This is a genomic window from Erythrobacter sp. 3-20A1M, from assembly GCF_018636735.1.
In the GTDB taxonomy this organism is placed as follows: domain Bacteria; phylum Pseudomonadota; class Alphaproteobacteria; order Sphingomonadales; family Sphingomonadaceae; genus Alteriqipengyuania.
In genome coordinates, this window is the sequence record NZ_CP045200.1 from 2521282 (window position 1) to 2543816 (window position 22535).

Sequence of the window (22535 nt, forward strand, 5' to 3'; positions counted from 1 at the left end):
GATGCGCCGCATCGTTCCGCTGGCGATCGCCCTCGTCGTCGCGGTCGTCGGCGCCGCGCTGCTCTGGTTCGCCTGGGGCTGGTACGGGTCGAGCGAGGTAGAGGAGGAGACCTTCTTCATCGTGCCCTCTGGCGCGACGCTGACCTCCGTCGCGCATGAGCTGGAGGACGACGGCCTGATCGCGTCCGCCGACCGGTTCCTGGTCCGGGCGAAGTTTCTCGGCAGCGGCGATCCGGTGAAGGCGGGCGAATTCGCGCTGCCCGCCGGTGCGAGCCCTGCGCAGATCCTCGACACGTTCCAGCATGGCGAGGTGATCCGCCGGTTCGTCACCATCCCTGAAGGGATGCCGTCGATCATGGTCTATGAGCGGCTGATGGCCGAGCCGCTGCTGACCGGCAAGATTTCCGTGCCCAAGGAAGGCTCGGTGCTGCCCGCGACCTACGATTTCGAGCGTGGCGAGCCGCGAGCGGCCGTGCTGGCGCGGATGCAGGCGGGCATGAAGAACTTCCTCGCCGAAGCCTGGCCCCGGCGCAAACCGGGGATCGCGGTCGACAATATCCAGGACGCGGTGACGCTCGCCTCGATCGTGGAGAAGGAAACGGGCCTGCCGAAGGAGCGACGCATGGTCGCCGGGCTCTATTCAAACCGGCTGAAGGACGGGATGCGGCTGCAGGCCGATCCGACGCTGATCTACCCGATCACCAAGGGCAAACCGCTGGGCCGCCGGATCGAGCGTTCGGAAATCAGGGCGGTCAACGGGTACAATACCTATAGCATGACCGGCCTGCCGAAGGGGCCGATCACCAATCCCGGCCGCGCCTCGATCGAAGCGGTGCTGAACCCCGCACCGACCGATGCGGTCTACATGGTGGCGGACGGGACCGGCGGGCACGTGTTCGCCAAGACGCTCGAAGAGCACAATGCGAACGTGCAGAAATGGTACAGAATCCGCAAAGCGCGCGGGGAGATGTGAGCGACCCGTTCATCGTGACCGCGGCGCTGCCAGACGACATCTTTGCCTGGGCCGATCGGTTGCGACAGGCGCATTTTCCCGCCGAGCGCAACCACCTGAAGGCGCATGTGACGCTGTTCCACGCCTTCGCGCCGACGCTGTTCGACGAACTCAAGACCGTGCTGCCCCAGATCGCCGCCGACACCGCGCGCCCGAGGCCGAACTGGGCGGGCTGATGAACCTGGGTCGCGGCACGGCGATCGATATCCGCAGCCCGAGGATGCTCGAGGTGCGCGAACGGATCGCGGAGCGGTTTCACGGCGCGCTGACGAAACAGGACCAGCACAAGCCGCGCCTGCATATCACCGTGCAGAACAAGGTGGAGCCGAACGCGGCGAAGGCATTGCAGCGCGAGCTGGATGGCAGTTACGAACGCCACCGCTTCCGCTTTACCGGCCTGGAACTCCACGTCTATCGCGGCGGACCGTGGGAGTTCGTGAAACGCTGGTCGTTTCGCGGCTGACCGGGGGCGGGTGCGAGCAGCGCTCGAGGTTGCCCGCCGTGCCCCCAATCGCCTGCTAATTGCGCGTAGCGGAAACAGGCATGCCCGGATGGTGACCGAAGACCAGCGCATCCCGCGGATCCTTGCGAGCAGACTTGGCGACGACATAGCTGTCGCCGACTGCTCCGACCGCAATGAACATCACTATGACCTCATTGTCGGGAATGCCGAGGGATTTCCGGACGCTCCTGTCGCGCCTGGCGGAGGCGGTCCATGCGAGAGGGCAGGCTCCGAGTTTCAACGCGTGAAGCCCGTAAAGAAGGGACATGGCGAACATACCGCCGTCGCACCATGCCTGGTGTCGCTCGCCCGATGTGGAGAATGCCTTGAGATCGCTCGTGACGATCAAACCCCATGCCGCGGTATCGCCGAAGCCTGCGTTTCCGGGCTGGAGCGAAAGCACTTCCGGATTGTCGAAGGCGTAGACCTTGCAACCCTGACGGTTGCAGACCGACGGGGCGTTCTGCGCGATGGCGACGGCTTGCTCGATCACCGAACGGGGGACCGGTTCGTCGGTGAACTGCCTGACGGACCGGCGGCTCTTCAGAAACGTGGCTGGATCGGCAAAAGTCATCGGCATGACGACCTCCGTCCCGCCAACCCGCAAATCGCGTGTCTGGTGAACACCATAAAGGCGATCGGCGAGATCGGTATCGTTGACCTCGTCATATGCCAGCACCGCAGAGCTGGCCGCCGCCGCCGTGCTATCCAGGCCATATTTGCGGATATGCTCGTTCACCATCGCAATCAGGTTGTGAACCTTCGCCAGACCGAAGCGATAGCGGGGATTGGGAAGGGACAGGCCCTTCTCGATGCCATGATACGCCTTTCGAATGCGGTACTGCGACTGGGCCTGCGAAATCGGGCGGACGGAACCATGGCTATACCGAACCATCCGACCCGCATCGTACATCGAATCCCGGAATAGCGATAATCCCAGGCTGGCAAAGTGCTTCGTAGCCGTTAGAGCGCTTTTCAATTTACCAATACCTCGAAAAATGAATGCATGTGGTCGATAGGGCGACTGTAAATACTACAGGAGGTATCCGAATGTACTGAGCGGTGTGGGACAGTAATCCTGCAGGCGAATATTGCTTCTTTTCAATAATTCTTCGGGAAGCTCGACTTGATAGCGAGTTCCGCGAGCGGGCAATCGATATGCCGCTCTTTCAAGCTGCTTCCCGAACCAATCGAAGCGGGTGTTCGATGTTCGACTGAGTGGTTTGTCCCGGAACGAGTTCGCGAGGCGCAGCAGCCAGTCCGAGCCTTCCGGGGGCGAGGCACCTACAGCGCGTCGCCACTCGTCCTTTGGGACGATCTGTTCCACTCCAAGAAAGGAGGAGAGGTGCTCGAAAAACACGCCCGTATCGGCGCGCAGTAGTTCCTGCGGAAGAACAAGAACGTTTTCCCGGCCGAAGGCGGAAGCAAATTCTTCGACAAATCTGTCGAATTCGAGACTTATGAAGTCGAAGGTTTTATATTGCGGTTCCGAACTACCGGAAAGAAAATCGGGGAGTGCAAGTCGACCGCCGCGTTTAACATATTGCTGATAAAGCGAGCGAAGCCATTGACCTTGCTCGCGAACCGTAAGCAGAATCTTGGCATGCGGCAGCACCTCGCGCAGGCGGCGCGCCAGAAGGGGTGCCTCACGAGATCCGAAGAACGGGTTTCCCGTCAGTATCTCCGAACTCAACACGTTCACCGAAGCGCGTTCGTTTTTCTGCAGGGCGATCGCTATTCGATCCCGGGCGATCTGAGGGTCCCATTGCCATTCGTGCGGACGAACGAGGTAAGCGTCGACCTCTTCATGAGACATGACATTATTGAAGATATCGATGTCGGAGAAAGGAACCGCTTGCAGCCAACTGGTGCCGGTCTTGTGCAATCCGGGATGAATAAGAATAGGGCGCATTATCGGTTGAGAATGTCGTCTCTGCTAAGCGAATGGTCATGAGCCAGGGAAAGCACGAAGACTGCGGGTTCGAACCTCAATACTTGGAGCGAGATCGGATGTGGTGCTGGGACAGTCCCGAGCGTGGCGCCGCGCAAACCCGGTGAGCTACGGCGTTTATTCTGTAGCTCCTCCCCCGTTCACGCCTATAAGGGAGAACACGGATGTCCGGAGACGGCATGGGCCTTGCCACACGGCCTGTCTCGAAAGGGCGGGCCGCTCCAGGGCAGCGGAGCGTGCCGCGCGAGCCACGGGAAGGTGGAACGCCACACCTATCGCGGCGGACCGTGGGAGTTCGTGAAACGCTGGTCGTTTCGCGGTTGACCGGGGGCGGGTGCGCCGATAAACGCGCCGCCTTGCCCCGGCATATGGCCGGGCGCGGCCCTGTGGGGCGGAGTAGCTCAGGTGGTTAGAGCAGCGGAATCATAATCCGCGTGTCGGGGGTTCAAGTCCCTCCTCCGCTACCATCCTTTGATCCGGAAGCTTCCACAAGCGTCCGCATTTTTCCAAAAATCGAAAGAAAAGCAGAGGGTTGCGGGTGATTCGCGTCCGCATGCGCCCATGGTCTTCCACATGCAGCCAGATTTGGTGTGGGGGTATTTTGGGGGTATTTTCGCGGAGTGTCGGAAAGGAGCGATACCCCCAATGCCTCTCACGGAGACTCAGGCCCGAAATTCCAAGCCAAGTGATCGCGCCTACAAGCTGGCCGACGGGGAGGGCTTATTCCTGTTCGTCCAGCCGAACGGATCAAAGTTGTGGCGGATGAAGTACCGCTTCGCAGGCAAGGAGAAGTTGCTCTCGTTCGGCGCTTACCCAGACCTCGGGATAGCTGCAGCGCGTGCCAAGCGCACAGCCGCAAAGGCGTTGCTAGCCGAGGGCAAGGATCCAACGAAATCCAAGGGGCAAGTGATCTCGCAGGAGGGTGCCACTTTCTTTGATGTCGCAAAGCGCTGGCATGAAAATCGAAAGAGCGCGTTGAATGCCGCGCACGCCGAACGTGTCTGGTCGCGCATGGAAAGGGACGTGTTTCCAGCCATCGGCGAGAAACTCGTGCATGAAATCACTGCGCCCGACGTCCTGGCAATGATACGCAAAATCGAAGCAAGAGGCGCGCTCGATATCAGCCGGCGTGCGAAGCAAGGGGTTGGGCAAGTCTTCCAGTTCGCAATCGCGTGTGGCCTGGCCTCGAATGATCCGACGACACATCTGCGTGGGGCGCTAAAGCCGCGACCACGAGTGAAGCATATGAGCCGGCTGCCGCTCAGCGAATTGCCCGCATTCATCGAGAAGCTGCATGCCTACCAGGAAGATGGCGAACGACGGTCCTCAATCACCCGTGACGCAGTTCTCTTTGCGCTCCTGACTTGGGTTCGAACGAAGGAGCTCCGCTTCGCCGCCAAATCCGAGTTCGAAGACCTCGGCGGCAAATCACCTGTCTGGCGCATACCGGCCGAGCGAATGAAGATGGGACGAGAGCATTTGGTTCCCCTCTCGCAGCAGGCAACGCACATCGCGAAATCTATGATAGCAGCAGCGCCTGGCGAGTTTCTCTTCCCGGGTAACGGCCCGAACAAGCCGCTTTCAGAGAACACAATGATCTACGCGCTCTATCGCCTCGGATACCACAGTCGCCAAACCGTACACGGCTTCCGGGGCTTGGCGAGCACCTGGGCCAATGAGCAGTTGGTCGAGTTCGGCAAGCCGCCCATGTGGATCAGGAAATACCATGAGGATTGGGTCGAACTACAGCTCGCGCATTCGGAGAAAAACGACGTGCGTGGAGCTTACAATGCCGCTGAATATCTGGCTCCCCGGCGCCGGATGATGCAGGACTGGGCTGACTATCTGAGCGGCGGGAAGGTGATCGACATCAAGAAGGCAGGGAAGCGCGCAGCCTGATAACTATGGCATCGATCAGACCGGTCCAATCCAGTCTGCGCGCAAACGATCTCGACCTGCGACAACCCCCTCGACAATCACCGCTGATCCGACGAATTCGCATTCGGGTTCTTCGCTCTCGATGATCCAGACGACTTCGTCTGTCGTGGTCAGGAACATCCCGCGTCTACCGCGGCTTAAAATTCCCGAGACGCGTATTCGACCCGCGCTCACAACACCCCCCGTTCAAAAACGCCAATGGCGCAGCACTTCGCGCACATAGGCCGGCGTCTCGCCATTGCGAGGAATACCGCCTGCGCGCTCGACGGCACCTGGACCTGCGTTGTAGGCAGCGAGGGCCAGATGAACTACCCCGAACTTGTCCAGCATCTGGCGTAGGTATCGGGCCGCACCCAAGATGTTCGCCTTGGGATCGAAGCGATTTGAAACGCCAAGGTCCCGCGCTGTCCCTGGCATCAATTGCCCCAAACCTGCGGCCCCGGCCTTGCTGATGGCCATCGGATTATATCGTGATTCCGTCCATACAAGAGCGTCGAGAAGGCCGCTTGGTAGCGAGTATTGAGCCTCAGCAGCGTAAACATGAGGAAGGTAGCTTGCCCGACGGAATCCCGATGGCGCGCTGCCTTGGGGCTTTGGATATCGATAGGGCAGATAGGTTCGACCCGTATCGGTAGCCGGCGGCTCGGACGAGATCGTTGGAGGCTTTCTCCAAATGCCATGTTCGACGAGAAGGAAGCCATCAGTCCCTTCTGCAACGCGGAAGCCGTCGGTCGTCAACTCCGAGGCAACGGTCATCTGAGGGGGCTCCATCTCCTGCGCGTGAGCGGGGAGGACGGACCCAAGTCCTGTCGTTGCCCCTGCAACTACTGCCCATTTCAGTCTCATTCCCGAATCCTTTGGTGGTCGAATCGGGAAAGAACATATATAGAACATGTGATGTAGGAAAATGAAACGTCAGCGACGCAGAGCGGAGGCTGCGCGGGTGGAGGCACGTTACGATGGAGATGCCCCATGCACCAACACCGATCATCCCAATTCCAAGGTCTGCAACTGGAAAACCGCGCGCGCAAGATAGTCGAGCAGCTGGGCGGTGCCTGGTCGCGTTCGCGCGGAATGTGCTGCTGCCCGGCCCACGACGATCGCACTCCTTCGCTAAGCATCACACTTGGAAAGCGCGCAATTCTTGTTCATTGCTTTGCCGGCTGCACGAACGAGGCGGTGATAGAAGCCATGGCCGGGCTCGGAATACGAATTGCGGACCTGTTCGATGGCACGAGTGGTCCGATCGTGGCCGAACCGCGCGAGGAAGTCGCCAATCGCAATGCACTGAGGCTCTGGCGTGAGGCATCGACCATCGCTGGCAGCCCCGCCGAGAAGTACCTCGTGTCCAGAGGCATCACGATTTCTTCGCCGGAGCTGCGTTTCCACCCGCATATGCCGCTGGGGCCAAAGGGTGCTGTCCGGTTTCTACCCGCGATGGTGGCGGCCGTGCGCAATGATGCAGGAATTCTGGCGCTGCACCGCTCCTTCCTCGACCTCGACAAAACCAGCTTGGCTTCTTTCGATCAGCCCAGGCGTGCGTTAGGCAGCCCCGGTTCTGGGGCGGTGCGTTTCGCGTACCCGAATGGGGGACGCCTTGGCCTCGCAGAGGGAAACGAAACGGCCCTCTCAGCGATGCAAATGTTCAAGGTTCCCTGCTGGGCGACGCTAGGAAACGAACGCTTCGGCTTGGCCACAATCCCGGAATCGGTGCACCAGCTGTATCTCTTTGTCGACAATGATGCGGGCGGGCACCTTGCTGAAGAGCGTGCGCGAGAGGCCTACGCTTGTGAAGGGCGGCTGATTGTCACCAGGCGTCCGGAGCTAACCGGCGACGACTGGAATGATGTGCTCATGCGCTCAGTCCGAGCTACGGTCTGAATGTCGGTGAGAGGAAAGCGGGCTTGGGGCCTTGTGAGGCCCCCGGGCGGATCCATCCGAACGGACACCCGGACAAACCCCGGGCCTCTTCAGGAGGTCTCTCATGTCACACGCAAATACCGCTTTCGCATTCTCCGATCCCGCCGAGCCGCAAGTGCTGGCAGCCGCGAGGGCGCTGGCCGCGCGGCTCGCTGCAGATCAAGCAATTTCACGGCTCACTGTGAATGCAACAATGGCCGATCACTTCGGCGGTAGCGACGCCGAAGGACGCTGGTCCGTACGCGATGCCCATGCCGCACTTGAATTGGCGCAGGTGTTGTTCCTGGCGCAGGCAACTGAATTCTCACCTGCAATGTCTTCCAGCTTCGCCGATGAGGCATTCACGCACCTCGAACGTCTGGTCCCGACCCAGTCCAACCGGAGCGATGAGCAGATCGAGTGGCAACAATTCGCGACGCCGCCCCGTCTGTCCTGGATGGCTGCAAAGGCATGCGCGATTTCTGCCGCTGAACTGGTTCTCGAGCCGTCGGCCGGGACCGGGATGCTGGGCGTATGGGCAGCAAAGGCAACTGCGCGTCTTGCTCTCAACGAGATTTCGCCGCTGCGCCGCGAATGCCTAGGCGTTGTGTTTCCGGAGGCGACAGTCACGGGGTTTGACGGGGAACTGATCGACGAACTTCTCACGCCCGACGTGGGTCCGAGCGTGGTGCTGATGAACCCGCCATATTCACACGGTATCGAGAGGGGCCACGATAGCCGCACTGGGGACCGGCACTTACGTTCTGCCTGGAAGCGCCTCCTGCCCGGTGGCCGCCTGGTCGCAGTGATGCCCGAATGGTTCGAGCTTCCGAAATTCCTCGCCGGGATCGCTGGTCGCCTCTCGTTGCGCCTCAACGCGACGATCGAGCGCGGTTTCATCAAGCAGGGCACCTCAATCTCAACCCGGCTCCTGATTCTCGATAAGGCTGAGGATGGTACCAGCCCGATCATCGCCCAGCCGGCAAACTTTGCCGACCTTCATCTGCTGATCGATATGCTCCCTGACCGGGTAAGCCTGCCCGCGGGACCCAGCATCGGCATCAAGCCAGCATTGCCGCTTCGGCTGGTTGCGAACAAGACGAAACCAGTTCCACTTAAGGTCCATCCAACCGATGCGGCGCCGTCGATCCTGCCGCTTGATTTTACTCCGCTCGAAGCACCTGCGCCGATCGAAAGCCAGGTTGGGCATTATTTGCCCTACCGGCCGAGCCGGATCTCGATTGCAGATGCTGTCCCGCATCCGACCCCCCTAGTCGAATCCGTTGCGATGGGTTCGATAACCGCACCCGTGCCCGAAGTGGTGCCTCAGCTTCCGTCGAGCCTCATTGCTGGGGGCGCCCTATCCGCTGCGCAGGCCGAGACCCTGATCTATGCCGCAAGCGCGCATGCCCGCGATCTGCCGGGACGGTTTGAGCCCGACGACAAGGGCTGCGCCTTGAAGGCGAGCGCCGAGGGGCACGCCTACCGCATGGGCTACTTTCTTGGTGACGGAACTGGTGCAGGGAAAGGACGGCAGGTCGCTTCCGTCATCCTCGATCGGTGGGTGAGGGGCGAACGGCGCCACATCTGGATTTCCAAGAACGAAGCTTTGCTCGAAGATGCCCGCCGCGACTGGAGCGCGCTCGGCGGCCTTCCCATCGACGTCCAGCCCCTTGGCCAATGGAAGCTCGGTGTCCCGATCGGGATGCGCGAGGGCATACTCTTCGTGACTTATCCGACACTCCGTTCGGGTCGAAGCGACGCGACCCGGCTCGATCAGATTCTCGAATGGGCAGGGGAGGACTTCGACGGGCTCATCGTCTTCGACGAAGCCCATGCGATGGCCAACGCCGCAGGCGGGGAGGGCTCACGTGGTAAGGTCAAAGGATCGGAACAGGGCATTGCCGGTGTTCGCATCCAGAATCTGTTGCCGCGCGCTCGCGTGCTCTACGCATCGGCGACCGGGGCATCCGACGTCAATAATCTCGCCTATGCCACCCGTCTTGGCCTGTGGGGTCCCGAGACGGCTTTTGCCAATCGTGAAGCCTTCGTCGCAGACATCCGCGATGGCGGTATCGCTGCAATGGAACTGGTCGCGCGCGATCTGAAGGCACTCGGACTGTACGCGGCGAGGGCACTTTCATTCGCCGGAGTTGAGTACGAGATTCTCGAGCATTGCCTGACCCCCGACCAGGTAGCGGTTTATGACGCCTATGCAGACGCCTGGGCAATCATTCATGCCAACCTGCGCGAGGCACTCGAGGCAACCCGGATCGTCGACACTGACAGTGGCGATACCCTGAATTCAGGTGCCAAATCGGCTGCGCTTTCGGTGTTTGAAGGCACCAAGCAGCGCTTCTTCGCGCAGCTCCTTCTATCGATGAAGCTGCCGAGCCTGCTGCCTGCGATTGATACGGCACTTGCCGACGGCAACGCTGTTGTAGTGCAACTCGTCTCGACCGCCGAAGCCATGCTCAACCGCCGCCTCGCCGATCTCTCCGATGCGGAACGTGAAGCACTCGAAATCGATCTCTCCCCTCGCGAATATGTGGTCGATTACCTCACCAAAAGCTTCCCGGTTCGGTTGATGGCGGTGTTCACGGACGAGAATGGCAATGCCCGGTCCGAACCGATGAGTGATGACAATGGTGCTCCTGTTCTCTGTCGTTCGGCGCTTGCCGCGCGCGACCGCATGATCGAGCAGCTCTGTGCCTTGCCGCCGATCGCGACGGCGCTCGATGCGATCATCGAACGGTTCGGTGTCGATCAGGTCGCCGAAGTCACCGGCCGTACCCGCCGCCTGATCGTCGGGCGCGATGGACGCCAGGTGCTCCAGTCGCGCTCTCCGCGCGCCAATGTCGCCGAAACGCGAGATTTTATGGACGGGACAAAGCGGATTCTGGTTTTCTCCGATGCCGGTGGCACCGGCCGCAGTTATCATGCCGACCTTGCGGCAAAGAACCAGATGCGCCGGGTCCACTTCCTGCTTGAGCCGGGCTGGCGGGCCGATGCCGCAATTCAGGGCCTTGGCCGTACCAACCGCACCAATCAGGCGTCGGCCCCGCTGTTCCGCCCGGTGACCACCGACGTGCGTGGCGAACGTCGGTTTATATCGACCATTGCACGTCGGCTTGACAGTCTCGGGGCACTGACCCGAGGGCAGCGCCAGACAGGTGGGCAGAACCTCTTCGATCCTGCCGACAATCTCGAGAGCACCTACGCCAAGGAGGCGCTTCATCGCTGGTTCGGCCTGTTGTTCGCAGGCAAGCTGGAAGCCGTTACGCTTTCTCGGTTTGAGGAATTGAGCGGGCTCAGGGTCGAAGGGCCCGACGGCGGGATGGTCGATGACCTGCCAACAATCCAGCGCTGGCTCAATCGCATCCTCGCGTTGCCGATTGCTTTGCAAAACGGCATATTTGACGAGTTTCTCGGCCTCGTCGAAGCGCGGATCGATGCAGCACGCCAGGCCGGCACGCTCGACATTGGGGTCGAGACCATTGCGGTGGAGCATTACGAGGTGCTGACCGACACGCTACTGCGCACCGATGCGCTGTCGGGCGCTACTACGCATCTCCTGGAACTCGAGATCGCCCGTGCGCTCAAGCCTTTGCGTCTCAAACGCCTCGAGGAGCTCTACGGCTTTTCAGGTGCGCGTCAGCAGCTTCTGCGTAATACGCGCTCAGGCCGGATCGGGCTGCTTGTCCCAGCGCGCAGCCTGCTCACCGACGAAGGTATGCGTGTGGCCCGCTTCGAGCTTGTCCGTCCCTTGAAGCATGGGCACATCACCGCCGATCAACTCGAGGAGAGCAACTGGGAAACGGTTCATCCAACCGAATTTCAGCGCCTGTGGCAGGCGGAGGTCGATGACGCAGCATCAAATCACAAGCGCGAGCGCCTGCATCTTGCAACCGGCCTGCTGCTTCCAGTGTGGGACAAACTCCCTTCCGACTATGTTCGGGTCAGCCGGATTTCGGCGCGAGACGGACGCTCGCTAATAGGTCGGGAGGTTCCGCTTCATTGCGTGCCCGAACTGTGCCAGGCGCTTGGGCTCGAAGACGAACATGCCTTTTCGGCAGAGCAAATCGTCGATGCGGTGCTCGGGACAGGGCGACCGATGCAAATCAAAAGCCGCGAAGCGCTTACGCTCAAGCGCAGCCTCGTGAATGGTGCGCAGCGGCTCGAACTGGCTGGTTGGTCGGCGTCGCGCCTCGACTGGTACAAGGCATATGGGTGCTTCACCGAGATCATACGCTATCAGACGCGACTTTTCGTCCCGACGACGAACGCTGTGGCGGTGTTGGCGCGGCTTGCAGGTCAAATTTGACGTATCTTGCCAAATGGCATTAAAAATGCTATATGCTGCCATATGGAGAATAGTCATGTTGGCTTTGCAACCCATTGATACCGTCCCACACGCCTTCCGGCACGATCCTGTAACCCAAGAGGAAGCAGCGGCGATGTTCCGCGCCGTGCTGAACCTGTTCGGGAAATGGGAACTAACCGACGAACAAGCCGCGACTTTGCTCGACATGCCGGTTCGCTCCTATCGGCGGTGGAAGGCGGGGGGTGCAGGCCGTGTCTCGCGCGATGGCGCGGCGCGGCTCTCCAACCTGATGGGTATCCACAAGGCGCTGAGGATCATCTTTTCCGAAGCCCAACGTGGCTACGCCTGGATCAAGGCAGGTAACGCCGCCTTTGCCGGAGAGAGTGCGCTCGACGTCATGCTTGGCGGCGAGCTGACCGATATCATGCGGGTGCGTCGCTATCTTGATGCCGAACGTGGTGCCTGGTGATTGATCCCCAGGCAATTCCGGTTGCCCAGGTCGAGTGGAAAGGTGCTGTGCGGATTATCCGCAGTGCCTTTCCACCGATCGACCTATTCGAAGATATCGCAGACCCCGCAGATTGGCCGCTGCTGATCTCTGCCGAGCAAAAAACCAATCCCCGCATCATGGCGACGATCGGCAATCTCGATCTGGTACCTGCTGACCGCCGGGTAGGGGGCAACGGCGCATCCTATCTGATGGCCCCGTTCACGCATGTCAGCACTGACCGACCAAGTCGCTTCACCGATGGGACCTACGGCGTCCTATACGCGGGGGATTCATTCGAAACTGCGCTGTTCGAGACAATCCATCATCATGCCCGCTTCATGGCTCGCACCGTAGAAGCGCCAGGCTGGACCTCACAGTTCCGTGAGATCATCCTTTCGGTAAGCGCCGATCTTCACGATCTCAGGAGCCTTGTCGCAGGCAATCCTGCGCTAGATCCCGACAACTATGCTGCATCGCAAGCCCTCGCTGTTGAGCTTAAAGGGGGCGGGGCCGAAGGTCTTGTCTATCCGAGCATCCGGCATCCGGGTGGTGAATGTGTCGGCTTGTTCTACCCGGATTGTGCATCCGACCCCACTCAAGGACGTCACCTTGACTATCACTGGGACGGAAAGGGTGTCGATCTGGTTCGAGACGTTGGTACAGGGGCGGTGTTTCGGTTGGTGGATGCTGCGTAGACTAAAGATCCTACGTCCGGGTTCTGCTGCGGTGATTTCGGCAGCTTTGGGCCCTAAGGTCGGTCCTTCGGTTTGTCTCTTCACGATCCCACAAGTTGCCTTGAAACACGCTCACTCGCCAAAGCCGCGCTGTCGCCAGCGCTCGCTGCAAACCGATACGCTGCTGCAATGAAACACTTTCCTTCCATGGAACTATGATGGCATTTCCCATTGCAACACTGAGTTGCTATGATGTTCCGAGAGAGAAGTAGCTGATCGCAGCATCGGTCGAGAGTTCGAGAATGGGGGAATTTCGTCTTTGAACAAGATCGTAGCACTAGCCATCCATGACATTGAGCGTCGAGATGGCACCTATCAGGTACAGGCGGCAGACAAGCAGCTCGCGGTTACGTCGACGACCCAAAGGGTCATCGACGAGTTGTATGACCTTTACAATCGGCGCGCATCGAAATCACATGGGAGGTTCACGACTGCGGAAGGTTATCCGACGCAGGCGCAGGTACGCGATTATGTCGAGGATCCTGAGAATGATTTTCTCCGCCTCACATTGCGCATGATGGAAACCCTTCGCAGCCAAGCGCAAGCACGATCCGCGTCGACGGGTGGCCACGTGCTCTTTGCGCACTTCCGCCGGGAAGGGCACGACTATCTTCTCGTAGCAATCATCACCGACAAACTGAGCGCTGCGCTGACATCGCAGCGCGACGTACGGGATGTCCGTCACTTGGATCTTGATGGTTTTCGCTTCGCTGGTCGCATCAACCTGACCGCCTGGGCAATCGGGGACGAGCGCTACATCAGCTTTCTCAAAGGCAAAGGCGATGTGTCGGAGTATTTCCGACACTTTCTTGGCTGCGACTCCGTCGTTCAGGACCGCGTCGATACCTCCAATCTCGTCGCAGCGCTTAAGGAGTTCGTGGCCGAAGCGAAGATGTCAGAAAAGGAAGGCAACGAGTTTCTCGGCCGTGCCAAGGCGATCTGCGAGCGGGCATCTCGCGCACGGGAGGAGATTGAGTTCGACGCGCTTGCGAACGAGCTGATGCCGAAGGACCCGAAGAAGCTGGCCGATCATCTCGCGCATACCGATCGGGGTCTGAGCGACCGATTCGTACCGGACCGTCGGGCGTTGGCTTCTCTCGTTCGCTTCCGCGGCGGCACAAAGCAGTGGAAGGTTGAGTTCGATCGGGACGCAGTGAGCAATCGATCGGTGATCTACGACGCTGCTGCTAACACGCTGACGCTTACGGGGCTTCCCGACGACCTCGTCGCGCAGCTAAAGTCCGAGGGCTTGGGCGGTGGCTGACATCGGCTTCGCCGATCTCGTCGAGATTTACCGGCACACCAGTTTCGATGGCAAAGGCGGCGGCACGCTGACGATTGCGAATGAGGGAATCGCGGACACGCTCCGCGCCATCGAGACCGACCAAGACTTGTACGACCTCACGCAGATAAGTCTGGTCCACCAGCGCGACCCCATGGTCGGCACCCAAGTCGCGATCAACGTCGCAGCACCCAGCCTAAAGCTCGGCTTCCTTGCAGCCACCTTCGACGCATTGTTCCTATCTCCGGGTGCGGCGTTCACGGAACCCACGGACTACTTCGTCGCCGATCTAAACTACGCCGCCGGTGACAATCCGGTGCCTGAAGTTCTGGCCCGTTACCGCGCACTGCTTACCGTCGTCGCTGCGCTGAAACATGCGGCTTCCTACGTTGTCGAGTTACAGAGGGAGCTGGTGTTCATCGGCAATGAAAATGTGGTCGTGCCGATTGTATTCACCCAGGCTGATCTTCGGGAATCACTGATCGCGGGGGCCACCCGGCTCGGGCGGTTGTTCGAAGACTCGCTTCACGGTCAGGAAAAGGCCGATCTGCTCGCTGCGGCGGTGATCGAACTCGTCAGCGGCCAGCGTCAAGCAAAACGATTCCAGTTCATCATCGCCAACCTCGATAGCCTCTGCGAGGAGGTGGAGAAGGGCTATCGCCTTTTTGTATCGAGCTTCTCCTATTCGAAAATAAGAAAAGAAATTGAGACAGCGCGGCTGGACTACATCAACAAAATCCACAAGACGATTGTAGATATTCAAGGCCAGCTGCTGGGCATCCCGGTCGCAACCATCGTCGTCGCATCACAACTCAAAATATCAAGGAACTGTGGACTCGAGTTTTGGACGAATTGCGCTGTGCTCTTGGGCGCGTGGATATTCGTTGCACTTCTCGGACTATCGGTGCGCAATCAGTGGCACACGCTGGCGATGCTGGCGGGCGAGATAACGGGACAGCGTGCAAGGTTTGAGGACGACTATGCGGCGGTCAGCAACGACTTTGTCGATGTCTTCGACGATCTGGACGACAGAATTAAGTGGCACCGCTTCGTTCTTGTCGCCGTATCTGGACTGGCGATAGTTGGCGCGCTTGTCGCCACAGTCGCATTCCTTATGTTGACCGAAGTAGGATCAGCTCGCTGCCTCGTCGGCGGGGCTGGTTCTTCGCGGATATAATCGTCGCGTAAACAAATGACGACTTTTCTGAGGTATTTTCCGAAAACCGTCAGCCCGCCATCGCCCGAATTCCAGAAACCTCCGCTGCTGCGCTATTGACGTCACCGTGCACTGCCTCGACGACCGGCGAATCCAGCTGGCTATCCGAACTCACTACCCTGAAAACCTTTGTTACCACATGTTCATCCCATAGCGCTGCTGAGGCAGCGCGGTCGTAGTTCCAGATCATCGTTGATTGAAAGAGGGGTAGGAGTTGACCAAGTCCTTGTGATATTGGGCAATGATGCACTCCCTTCACGCTCAGTTCTCTGATGTCGATGATCTCTTGCGAGAGGCAGTGCATGGGAGGTTACGTGATCACGGTTCTATCGTGATTCAGAACTCGGGCAGGATCGGCCCGCTAATTGAGTTGCTAGCAGGTGCTCAACAATTCCCAGGCGAGTATAACTCCATTTCTTTCGCGGGGGCGTTCGCTTCTAAAGTTCGTGAGGCGTGGGCGACGGGTAAGCCATTCGGCGGCGGCTTCAACGATCAGGCAGGAGCATTCCCACTCCCTGCTGAGAACCCAGTCGAGACCCGAGACCAAACTTGGCAGCAATGGCTGCTCCATGCGGAGAATGCCGCGAAGAATCGCGGTTTTCCCGCCCGGCTCGTTGCATCGCTTATCGGGGCGATGGGTGAGATGCAGGACAATGTCTACGAGCATAGCGGCGCGGCTCATACGGGACTGGTCGCCTATGCCGTCACGGATTGCTCTTTCGAGTTTGTAGTGGCGGATCGGGGCATGGGTGTGCTGGAAACGCTACGGCAAAATCCCGACTACGCGCATCTGCCGGATGCAGGGGCGGCGCTGGCCGAGGCCATCAAAACCGGTGTGTCGCGCTATCCCACGTCAACTGGTCGTGGACAGGGATTCGTACAGCTTTGCCGGTCCATGGTGACTGACCGAGCGGAGCTTCGCTTCCGCTCTGGCGATCACGCGCTCATGCTTTGCCCGACCCATGACCCCCTCAATGGCGATCAGCGATTAAGTCATACGTCAGCCCTCGCGGGCATGACGATCTGCGCGATTTGGCGCGCGGAAGCCCTCTGACGCAGCGTCGCGCCGTTTTTCGGCGTGCGTGCGCGCCAGAATGATGTGGTGACTGTGGAGCGCCGCGACGTTCTGCTGCAACAACGCATCGATCGGCGCGCCAGGCGGAGTCGGATGCTTGCGCCACACCAACTTTCCATCGTGCCGGAATTGCGCCTCCTGGCGGCAGCGGGTCTTGGTGAAGGCGTCGGTATCGATCATCGTCACCCCCGCAAAGGCTGCCCGCAGCGGTTCGAGCGCGCGCATGCCTCCGCGAACCACCAAACCAAGCCGTTGCGGCACGCGCGCGGCAAGGGCGGTTAGCTGCGCCACATGCCAATCCAGCCGTTCGCCACGGCCTGCACCGGTCGCGAACTCGAAAGCCAGATACTGAATCTCCGGGCGCTCAGCGATCAGCTCGCCCCAGCGCTCAAAATCCCGTTCCGTGCGCGCGTTCGCATGTAAGGCGGTCGGCAGCCCCGCCTGCATCATCTCAACCGTCGCCATCAGGATACGCTTCATGGCATGCAGGTTGTCGGTGCGGGGCACATCGGTCAGCACGCTGTAATTGGGAGGCGTGATCAGCGCGATGTCAAGGGCTGCCAGCTGCTGAAGCATGGCAGGCCTGTCTTTTGCCGCCCAGTAACGCTCGATCTTCTTATCCCGCGCCACACCGGAAACCACAAGCCGCGCATTCGGATCGATGCCGAATTTCTGGCTCAGCGCTGTGCGGTCAGGATAGCGTAGCGTGCCCGCGTCGATGTCCAAAAGCGCGTAGAGCGGCAGCGCGACAATCGGAGAATTGAGTGTACCGACACGCGCTGTGGCATGCTCAATCATCGGCACCATCGGCGGCAGTGTCTCAACGGCGATTCGGGGAGCGCGGGGGACGTTCGCGAACTCCAACCCGCTGACTTCCCTCAGGCGTGCCACGAACTGCTTCGGCTTGCCCCGGCAGACAAGATCACAGCTCGCCTTATCCTCACAGCGGCAGTAATCGCCGCAGTCAAAGAAGCTAGCGCCGTTATGGACACCACCGCAGATGGGGCGGTCAACACAGGTTACGCATCCTAGCGAACATGGCATGGTGGCGGCATCATCCCACAGGCTCTGCGCATTGCGCACGAGGCGGGGAAGCGAATGGTTGTTGGCATTCTTCATTGCAAACGAAGCTCCGCACTGTTGCCGAACAGACTGACCCGTTCGACGATCCCAAGGGCGACGCCGCCGCATTCGGTAATGGATGCGTGCATGTCCGATGGCAGGCCATCCACCGCGCCAATGCGGCTTTGTCCCCGGCACACCATGGCGTTACCGGACCCGCACTGCACCACCAGCTCGTCGCCAGCCTGCACGCTCATGCCGGGGTCGATGTCCGCCGTAATGGTGCGCTGCTGCGCCCCAAACTGAACATCGAACAGTCCCGATTCCTTGAGCCGGTCCCTGCCCTTATTCCAACGCTTGCTCCAGGGCTGACCGGACTGTTCGCGGATAAAATCGGCCCCCATCAGATCGCCTCCATCACAGGGCTAAACAGCTTGGTTTTGCCGTGACGCACTTCCTTCAGCATGCCCTTGGCGGACAGCGTCGCCAGCCGGTTGTTCCATGCGGTGGTTCCGATCTTGTCATCGGGGCGGAGCTTGGCCAGGTCCGGCGCGGAAATCGGATGATGCGCGGCGATCAGTTGAATGGTGTTCATCTGCCCGGCATCCAGCTCGCCGAGAATGTGCGGTTTGTAAGCTGTACCGTCCGTGGCGAGGGTGCATGCCCAAATGGCGTCATTGCGACCACGAAGATAGGTGGCAAGTTCTTCCTCGATGATCGCATTGGCATTGGCGACGACCGGGTAGATCATGCCCGCCGCGTTCCGGCAGAAATCACGGAATCCCATGACGGCCTCTCGAAGGAACGACCCGGTCGCGATGTCCACTTCAGCGAAATCGAGGAAGGCGAGGGTGGGCTGTGCCACCGGTTTCGTCTTCTCAATCAACTTGGCGAGCATTTGCCGACCCATGGCGCTGCCCGCCAGCGTTGTGCTTCCGGTCAGGCTGGTCAGCATTGGATATCGAATCATTTCATAACCCTCATTCACGAAAGTGAGATATATGAGGGCCAGTGGTTGGTCAAGGATTGCTCCGAAAACATCGCGTGCGCTGTGGACGGGTCGGGCAAGCAACTTAGCAAACGTCCATGCCATCGAAGCGGTCATGCAACCGCCCCCATCATCGCTTTTTAGGTAAACACGAGCATTCCGACGTAGTCTTGCAAGGGATGTCACCAAGCAATCAGAATGAGAGCTGGGACCATATATGTTGCAAATCGGAAGGTCCGATCGCTCCCCAGCGCGCCCAGAGGTGGATCGTCAGCCGTCGGCCCACCGCCACTCGTTGAGAGGGGAGGGAGCTTGCTTCTGATTGAGCCGAAGGAGCGTCGATGGTCGATGCTTGAGCTCGCAATCAGGAGTAAGTCCCATGATCAAGTCGATCCCACTGACCAAGTTGGTCCAGTCCCCTCGCAATGTGCGCCGTCACGGTGACCCAGCCGCAGATTCCGAACTAAAAGCGAGCATTGCAGCCCATGGGTTGTTGCAGAACCTCATCGTTCGGCCTGCGGCTCGTGGCAAATTCGAAGTCGAAGCCGGTGAGCGCCGCCGGTGCGCCTTGCTGGCGCTTGCCGAAGAAAAAGTCCTGCCGAAGGGCTACGAGGTTACCTGCCTCGTGCTTGAGGACGATGCGGAAATCGCAGTCGAAACGAGCCTGGCCGAAAACTTCCATCGCCTCGCGATGAACCCGGCCGACGAAGCGCAGGCGTTCGCTGCCCTGATCGAGGCAGGCGCATCGATGGAGGATGTCGCGCGCCGGTTCGGACTGACGGTCCGCTTCGTTGAAGGCCGGCTGCGTCTCGCGACCCTCGCGCCTGTCGTCTTCGATGCTCTGGCATCTGGCGAAATCACTCTCGATCTCGCCAAAGCTTTCGGCGCGACCTCCGACCAGGAAATTCAGGCTCGCGTCTATGCACAGTCGTCCCCGGGCTATTATGCGCCCAGCGCCGACAGCATCCGGCGCATGGTGCTCTCCGGCACGGTTCGCGGCAGCGACGCTCGGGCCCGTCTTGTCGGGCGCGAGGCCTATATCGCTGCAGGTGGCCGGATCGAACGCGAACTATTCGACGACGATGACAGCGAGTCCTGGGTCGATGTCGCGCTTCTGGAAAGCCTCGCCTCGGAGGAAATGGAGAAACGCGCCAAGGCGCTCGCAGCAGAGCAGGGTCTTGCCTGGGTCAAGCCGACGCTTGACGCCTATGCCAGTCACGATCTCGTCGAAGGCCTCATTCGACTTCCAGCCGAGCCGGCTCCGTTGACTGACGCCGAACTGGCCCGCCTTAACGAGCTCGATGCCTCGTACGACGAGCATGCGGCCATTCTTGAGGACGAAGACAGCGCCGAAGAAGCAATTGCTGCGGCCGAGGCGACGATCGAAGCGATCGAGCGCGAATGCCAGGACATTCGGGCAAAGCCCCCGGAGCTGGCACCCGAACTGAAGGCCGATGCCGGAATGATCCTCTTTCTCTCGCGCGACGGCACACCAGTTCTCCAGCCGGTGTTCTACGGCGAGCGCGACATCGAAGTCGTTGGTGACGAAGATGTCGTCGAAGTCGTTGCGAGTGTCGGCAGTGATGGCAAACGCCGTGCAGCGCTTTCCAAGCGTCTGGTCGACGAACTTGCGATGCAACGTCGTGACGTGCTCGCGCTCCACGTGGCATCGGATCCCGGCCTTTCGCTCGACATTATGGTCTTCACCCTCGCGGATGCCGACACCCACGACTGGCGGTCACGCGCGGCCACGACCCTGCGTGGCGGCGTCCCCGCGGGTCCGATTGTCGGGTTCGAAGCGAAGGATGCGCCGGCAAGCGCGTCCCTTGCGGACCTGCGCTCGGGTCTCGATGAGAGCTGGCGATCTGGCGAAGACGCTTCGGCGCGCTTCAATATGTTTCGGGCACTCGCTGATGAAAGTCGCGCAGCATGGCTTGGCTTCGTCGTCGCTCGCACGCTCGAGGCGAGCCTCAACATGGCAGGCGAACGTCAGATCACGTTCCAGGATCATCTGGGCAGCACGATCGGCATCGACATGGCGCAATGGTGGCGTCCGACCGCGGCAAACTACTTCGACCGCGTCTCGAAGCAGGTCATCCTTGATGCGCTCACCGATGTCGGCGGCCTGGAACTGTCCTCGCGCTTCGCATCGGTGAAAAAGGGCGATCTTGCGATGAGCGCCGAGCGCGTCTTCGCGGGGACCTACATCACCGAAGTCGAAGTTCGGGAAAGGGCGCTCGCCTGGGTGCCCGAAGTCATGCGCTTTGCCGACCAGCCGGAAATTCCTGCCGATAACGAAGCGCAAAGTCCCGATGCGGATTTCGTCGCCAACGACGACAATCAGCCCCCGAGCGAGCTGGCCGCCTGACCTCCTCCTGACAGGAACGGCTGCTCGCCACCGTGAAGCGGTCCTCCGGCACATGCCGGGGGGCCGCTTCCTTCATGGAAAGAGAGCGGAGGGGGCTCCGGGATCTCCGGCACTGACCGACGGAACTGTCGTCAGGCCATTTCAGGAGATCCAACATGGCCTATCGCAAGGGACAAAGCGGCGGAGTGTCGCCTGCTACCCGTATCACCCAGGAAATCATCGCCCGCCTCGAGTCCGGCACGAAGCCGTGGATCAAGCCATGGCGCGGTGTGCCAGTCTCGCGCCCATTGCGGGCGTGCGGCATCCCTTATCGCGGCATGAATGTATTCTGGCTCTGGATGGTTGCCGACATGTGCGGTTACGCCTCGCCGTTCTGGATGACCTACAATCAGGCCCATGAACTGGGCGCACAGGTGCGCAAGGGCGAAAAATCCACCATCGCCATCTTCTACAAGAGCTACACCAAGAAAGTCGAAGCCCCCGAAACCGGCGAAAAAACCGACGAAAGTCGTCGTGTGTTGAAGGCCTATCCGGTTTTCAATGCTGATCAGGTCGAAGGTCTGCCCGAGCGTTTCCATCCCGCCGCGACGCTTGAGGTGGTGGAGCCCGAGGGCCGTCAGGCTGAACTCGACTCATTCTTTGCCCGTATTCCGGCCGTGCTGCGGCATCAGGGCGACGAAGCCTATTATGAGCCAGTGGCTGACCGGGTGACAATGCCGCCCGCGCATCTCTTCTCGGGCTTCGACCACTATTACGCGACGCTCGCGCACGAGCTGTCGCATTGGACCGGCCATGCCAGTCGCCTCGACCGCAATCTCAAGAATCGATTTGGTTCTGCAGCTTACGCTGCCGAGGAACTCATTGCCGAACTTTCGAGCGCCATGCTTGGCGCTGAACTCGGTCTGCCAGTCACACACCTCGATAGCCATGCCAGCTATATCGAGCACTGGCTCAAGCTCCTGAAGCAGGATGACCGTGCCATTCTCACCGCTGCCGCGAAGGCTGCGGAAGCATCAAGGCTTTTGCTCAGACTCGGAGGACGGATCTCTGCCGATGATACCGACGAAGCGTCCGCCGACGCTGCGTTGGCCGCCTGAAGGAGGGTGTCATGGGCCGATCGGTCAGTTGCCCCAGCGGGGCCATTGTCGCCTTCACTGTGCTCGAAGTTGAAAACGACGACGACTGGGACTTCGAATATGAGTGGCTCCGCGAAGATCTGCGCGAGCGCGCAGGGCAGGCATTCCCTTCCCTGATCGCGCACGACGGTTGGCGAGGCCGCGAAGACCGCATCCTCATGCGCAATGCCTATGCAGATTTCGGCGTGTCGGTTTACGCCGGCCTGGTTGCGGTGTGGATCGTCGAGCGTGACGATGGCGCCTATTGGGATGCCGATTGGCGCACGGCCAGATCGCCCAGAGCACAACGCTGGCTGTCCCAGATCGCCCCGCGTTTTGAAGCGTTGTTCGGCGACTACGTCTGCCTCGGTCACATGTCGAACGGTGAAGGCGTTTACGCAAAACGGGTGGCCTGAATGCGCCAGTCACTTTGACCGTGGCGAGGTGCCTGTCCTCCCTGACGAAGTCTGCTTTTGCACTCATGGCCTGAAGCCATGCGAGAAAGGCCCTGGGCCAGCCGCCAGTCTGCCGCAACCCGGCTTGCGCAGGCCCGAGTTGGCCCGGCCCTGTGGGCCGTTG

General features: G+C 60.3%; 20 protein-coding genes, 1 tRNA gene and 1 pseudogene. 14 read left to right on the forward strand and 8 right to left on the reverse strand.

Annotation, left to right across the window (positions count from 1 at the left end; genetic code table 11):
* The first annotated feature begins 1 nt into the window (after position 1).
* Positions 2-973, forward strand: a complete 972-nt coding sequence (gene mltG, locus F7D01_RS12340; protein ID WP_215227828.1) for an endolytic transglycosylase MltG — start codon at positions 2-4, stop codon at positions 971-973.
* Positions 937-1475, forward strand: a pseudogene (locus tag F7D01_RS12345) (2'-5' RNA ligase family protein). The gene mltG and the pseudogene F7D01_RS12345 overlap by 37 nt, the downstream one beginning before the upstream one ends.
* A 55-nt stretch (positions 1476-1530) precedes the next feature.
* Here F7D01_RS12345 and F7D01_RS12350 read toward each other — a convergent pair.
* Both F7D01_RS12350 and F7D01_RS12355 read right to left on the reverse strand, forming a co-directional pair.
* Positions 1531-2409, reverse strand: a complete 879-nt coding sequence (locus tag F7D01_RS12350) for a nitroreductase family protein (protein WP_215227829.1) — start codon at positions 2407-2409, stop codon at positions 1531-1533.
* A 138-nt stretch (positions 2410-2547) separates the two neighbouring features.
* Positions 2548-3399, reverse strand: a complete 852-nt coding sequence (locus F7D01_RS12355; RefSeq protein WP_215227830.1) for a hypothetical protein — start codon at positions 3397-3399, stop codon at positions 2548-2550.
* A 456-nt stretch (positions 3400-3855) separates the two neighbouring features.
* Here F7D01_RS12355 and F7D01_RS12360 point away from each other — a divergent pair.
* Positions 3856-3932: transfer RNA gene (locus F7D01_RS12360), tRNA-Met, on the forward strand.
* Positions 3933-4110: 178 nt separating this feature from the next.
* Complete coding sequence (locus tag F7D01_RS12365; protein WP_215227831.1) at positions 4111-5364, forward strand: integrase arm-type DNA-binding domain-containing protein; 1254 nt, start codon at positions 4111-4113, stop codon at positions 5362-5364.
* A 15-nt stretch (positions 5365-5379) separates the two neighbouring features.
* Here the strand turns inward: F7D01_RS12365 and F7D01_RS15290 are convergent, their stop codons facing one another.
* Both F7D01_RS15290 and F7D01_RS12370 read right to left on the reverse strand, forming a co-directional pair.
* Positions 5380-5577 carry a DUF5818 domain-containing protein gene (locus F7D01_RS15290; RefSeq protein ID WP_046902796.1) on the reverse strand — a complete coding sequence of 66 codons (198 nt, stop codon included), beginning with the start codon at positions 5575-5577 and terminating at the stop codon, positions 5380-5382.
* Positions 5578-5589: 12 nt separating this feature from the next.
* Positions 5590-6249: a lytic transglycosylase domain-containing protein gene (locus F7D01_RS12370; RefSeq protein WP_215227832.1), complete on the reverse strand. Its 660-nt coding sequence runs from the start codon at positions 6247-6249 to the stop codon at positions 5590-5592.
* 126 nt (positions 6250-6375) lie between these two features.
* On the opposite strand from F7D01_RS12370, the gene F7D01_RS12375 reads away from it, so the two are divergent.
* The 6 genes from F7D01_RS12375 to F7D01_RS12400 all read left to right on the forward strand — a co-directional run bounded on the left by F7D01_RS12375 (position 6376) and on the right by F7D01_RS12400 (position 15309).
* Complete coding sequence (locus tag F7D01_RS12375) at positions 6376-7284, forward strand: toprim domain-containing protein (protein ID WP_013832719.1); 909 nt, start codon at positions 6376-6378, stop codon at positions 7282-7284.
* 103 nt (positions 7285-7387) lie between these two features.
* Positions 7388-11626 (forward strand): strawberry notch family protein, encoded by a 4239-nt coding sequence (locus F7D01_RS12380; protein ID WP_215227833.1) that lies wholly within the window; start codon positions 7388-7390, stop codon positions 11624-11626.
* Positions 11627-11681: 55 nt separating this feature from the next.
* Positions 11682-12095, forward strand: a complete 414-nt coding sequence (locus F7D01_RS12385; RefSeq protein WP_215227834.1) for an MbcA/ParS/Xre antitoxin family protein — start codon at positions 11682-11684, stop codon at positions 12093-12095.
* Complete coding sequence (locus tag F7D01_RS12390) at positions 12092-12811, forward strand: RES family NAD+ phosphorylase (RefSeq protein ID WP_215227835.1); 720 nt, start codon at positions 12092-12094, stop codon at positions 12809-12811. Before F7D01_RS12385 ends, F7D01_RS12390 begins: the two co-directional genes overlap by 4 nt.
* Positions 12812-13109: 298 nt before the next feature.
* On the forward strand, positions 13110-14114 hold the full coding sequence (locus F7D01_RS12395) for a nucleoid-associated protein (protein ID WP_215227836.1): 1005 nt from the start codon (positions 13110-13112) through the stop codon (positions 14112-14114).
* A complete protein-coding gene (locus tag F7D01_RS12400) occupies positions 14107-15309 on the forward strand; it encodes a hypothetical protein (RefSeq protein WP_215227837.1) in 1203 nt (400 codons plus the stop codon). The genes F7D01_RS12395 and F7D01_RS12400 overlap by 8 nt, the downstream gene beginning before the upstream one ends.
* A gap of 49 nt (positions 15310-15358) precedes the next feature.
* Here F7D01_RS12400 and F7D01_RS12405 read toward each other — a convergent pair whose 3' ends face one another.
* A complete protein-coding gene (locus tag F7D01_RS12405; protein WP_215227838.1) occupies positions 15359-15538 on the reverse strand; it encodes a hypothetical protein in 180 nt (59 codons plus the stop codon).
* 141 nt (positions 15539-15679) lie between these two features.
* Between F7D01_RS12405 and F7D01_RS12410 the strand changes: the two genes are divergently transcribed.
* A complete protein-coding gene (locus F7D01_RS12410) occupies positions 15680-16402 on the forward strand; it encodes a hypothetical protein (protein ID WP_215227839.1) in 723 nt (240 codons plus the stop codon).
* Here the strand turns inward: F7D01_RS12410 and F7D01_RS12415 are convergent.
* Genes F7D01_RS12415 through F7D01_RS12425 form a run of 3 tightly spaced genes read right to left on the reverse strand, consistent with a single transcriptional unit; the run spans position 16349 to position 18590 of the window.
* Positions 16349-17542, reverse strand: a complete 1194-nt coding sequence (locus tag F7D01_RS12415; RefSeq protein ID WP_215227840.1) for a DUF4417 domain-containing protein — start codon at positions 17540-17542, stop codon at positions 16349-16351. The genes F7D01_RS12410 and F7D01_RS12415 overlap by 54 nt on opposite strands.
* Positions 17539-17889: a hypothetical protein gene (locus tag F7D01_RS12420; RefSeq protein ID WP_215227841.1), complete on the reverse strand. Its 351-nt coding sequence runs from the start codon at positions 17887-17889 to the stop codon at positions 17539-17541. Before F7D01_RS12420 ends, F7D01_RS12415 begins: the two co-directional genes overlap by 4 nt.
* The gene (locus F7D01_RS12425) at positions 17889-18590 is read right to left on the reverse strand and encodes a hypothetical protein (protein ID WP_215227842.1); all 702 of its coding nucleotides are present in this window, start codon (positions 18588-18590) and stop codon (positions 17889-17891) included. The genes F7D01_RS12420 and F7D01_RS12425 overlap by 1 nt, the downstream gene beginning before the upstream one ends.
* 262 nt (positions 18591-18852) lie before the next feature.
* Between F7D01_RS12425 and F7D01_RS12430 the strand changes: the two genes are divergently transcribed.
* The 3 genes from F7D01_RS12430 (at position 18853) to F7D01_RS12440 (ending at position 22372) form a co-directional block, all read left to right on the forward strand.
* The gene (locus F7D01_RS12430) at positions 18853-20841 is read left to right on the forward strand and encodes a ParB/RepB/Spo0J family partition protein (protein ID WP_215227843.1); all 1989 of its coding nucleotides are present in this window, start codon (positions 18853-18855) and stop codon (positions 20839-20841) included.
* A 155-nt stretch (positions 20842-20996) separates the two neighbouring features.
* Positions 20997-21938, forward strand: a complete 942-nt coding sequence (locus F7D01_RS12435; protein ID WP_215227844.1) for an ArdC family protein — start codon at positions 20997-20999, stop codon at positions 21936-21938.
* Positions 21939-21949: 11 nt separating this feature from the next.
* On the forward strand, positions 21950-22372 hold the full coding sequence (locus F7D01_RS12440) for a hypothetical protein (RefSeq protein ID WP_215227845.1): 423 nt from the start codon (positions 21950-21952) through the stop codon (positions 22370-22372).
* Positions 22373-22535 lie beyond the last annotated feature (163 nt).

Bases quoted from the DNA above. Each gene is read 5' to 3' on its own strand.
- mltG (WP_215227828.1), top strand. From the start codon at position 2: ATGCGCCGCATCGTTCCGCTGGCGATCGCCCTCGTCGTCGCGGTCGTC.
- F7D01_RS12350 (WP_215227829.1), bottom strand. From the start codon at position 2,409: ATGGTTCGGTATAGCCATGGTTCCGTCCGCCCGATTTCGCAGGCCCAG.
- F7D01_RS12365 (WP_215227831.1), top strand. From the start codon at position 4,111: ATGCCTCTCACGGAGACTCAGGCCCGAAATTCCAAGCCAAGTGATCGC.
- F7D01_RS12370 (WP_215227832.1), bottom strand. From the start codon at position 6,249: ATGAGACTGAAATGGGCAGTAGTTGCAGGGGCAACGACAGGACTTGGG.
- F7D01_RS12375 (WP_013832719.1), top strand. From the start codon at position 6,376: ATGCACCAACACCGATCATCCCAATTCCAAGGTCTGCAACTGGAAAAC.
- F7D01_RS12380 (WP_215227833.1), top strand. From the start codon at position 7,388: ATGTCACACGCAAATACCGCTTTCGCATTCTCCGATCCCGCCGAGCCG.
- F7D01_RS12385 (WP_215227834.1), top strand. From the start codon at position 11,682: ATGTTGGCTTTGCAACCCATTGATACCGTCCCACACGCCTTCCGGCAC.
- F7D01_RS12405 (WP_215227838.1), bottom strand. From the start codon at position 15,538: ATGATCTGGAACTACGACCGCGCTGCCTCAGCAGCGCTATGGGATGAA.
- F7D01_RS12415 (WP_215227840.1), bottom strand. From the start codon at position 17,542: ATGAAGAATGCCAACAACCATTCGCTTCCCCGCCTCGTGCGCAATGCG.
- F7D01_RS12420 (WP_215227841.1), bottom strand. From the start codon at position 17,889: ATGGGGGCCGATTTTATCCGCGAACAGTCCGGTCAGCCCTGGAGCAAG.
- F7D01_RS12425 (WP_215227842.1), bottom strand. From the start codon at position 18,590: ATGACCGCTTCGATGGCATGGACGTTTGCTAAGTTGCTTGCCCGACCC.
- F7D01_RS12430 (WP_215227843.1), top strand. From the start codon at position 18,853: ATGATCAAGTCGATCCCACTGACCAAGTTGGTCCAGTCCCCTCGCAAT.
- F7D01_RS12435 (WP_215227844.1), top strand. From the start codon at position 20,997: ATGGCCTATCGCAAGGGACAAAGCGGCGGAGTGTCGCCTGCTACCCGT.
- F7D01_RS12440 (WP_215227845.1), top strand. From the start codon at position 21,950: ATGGGCCGATCGGTCAGTTGCCCCAGCGGGGCCATTGTCGCCTTCACT.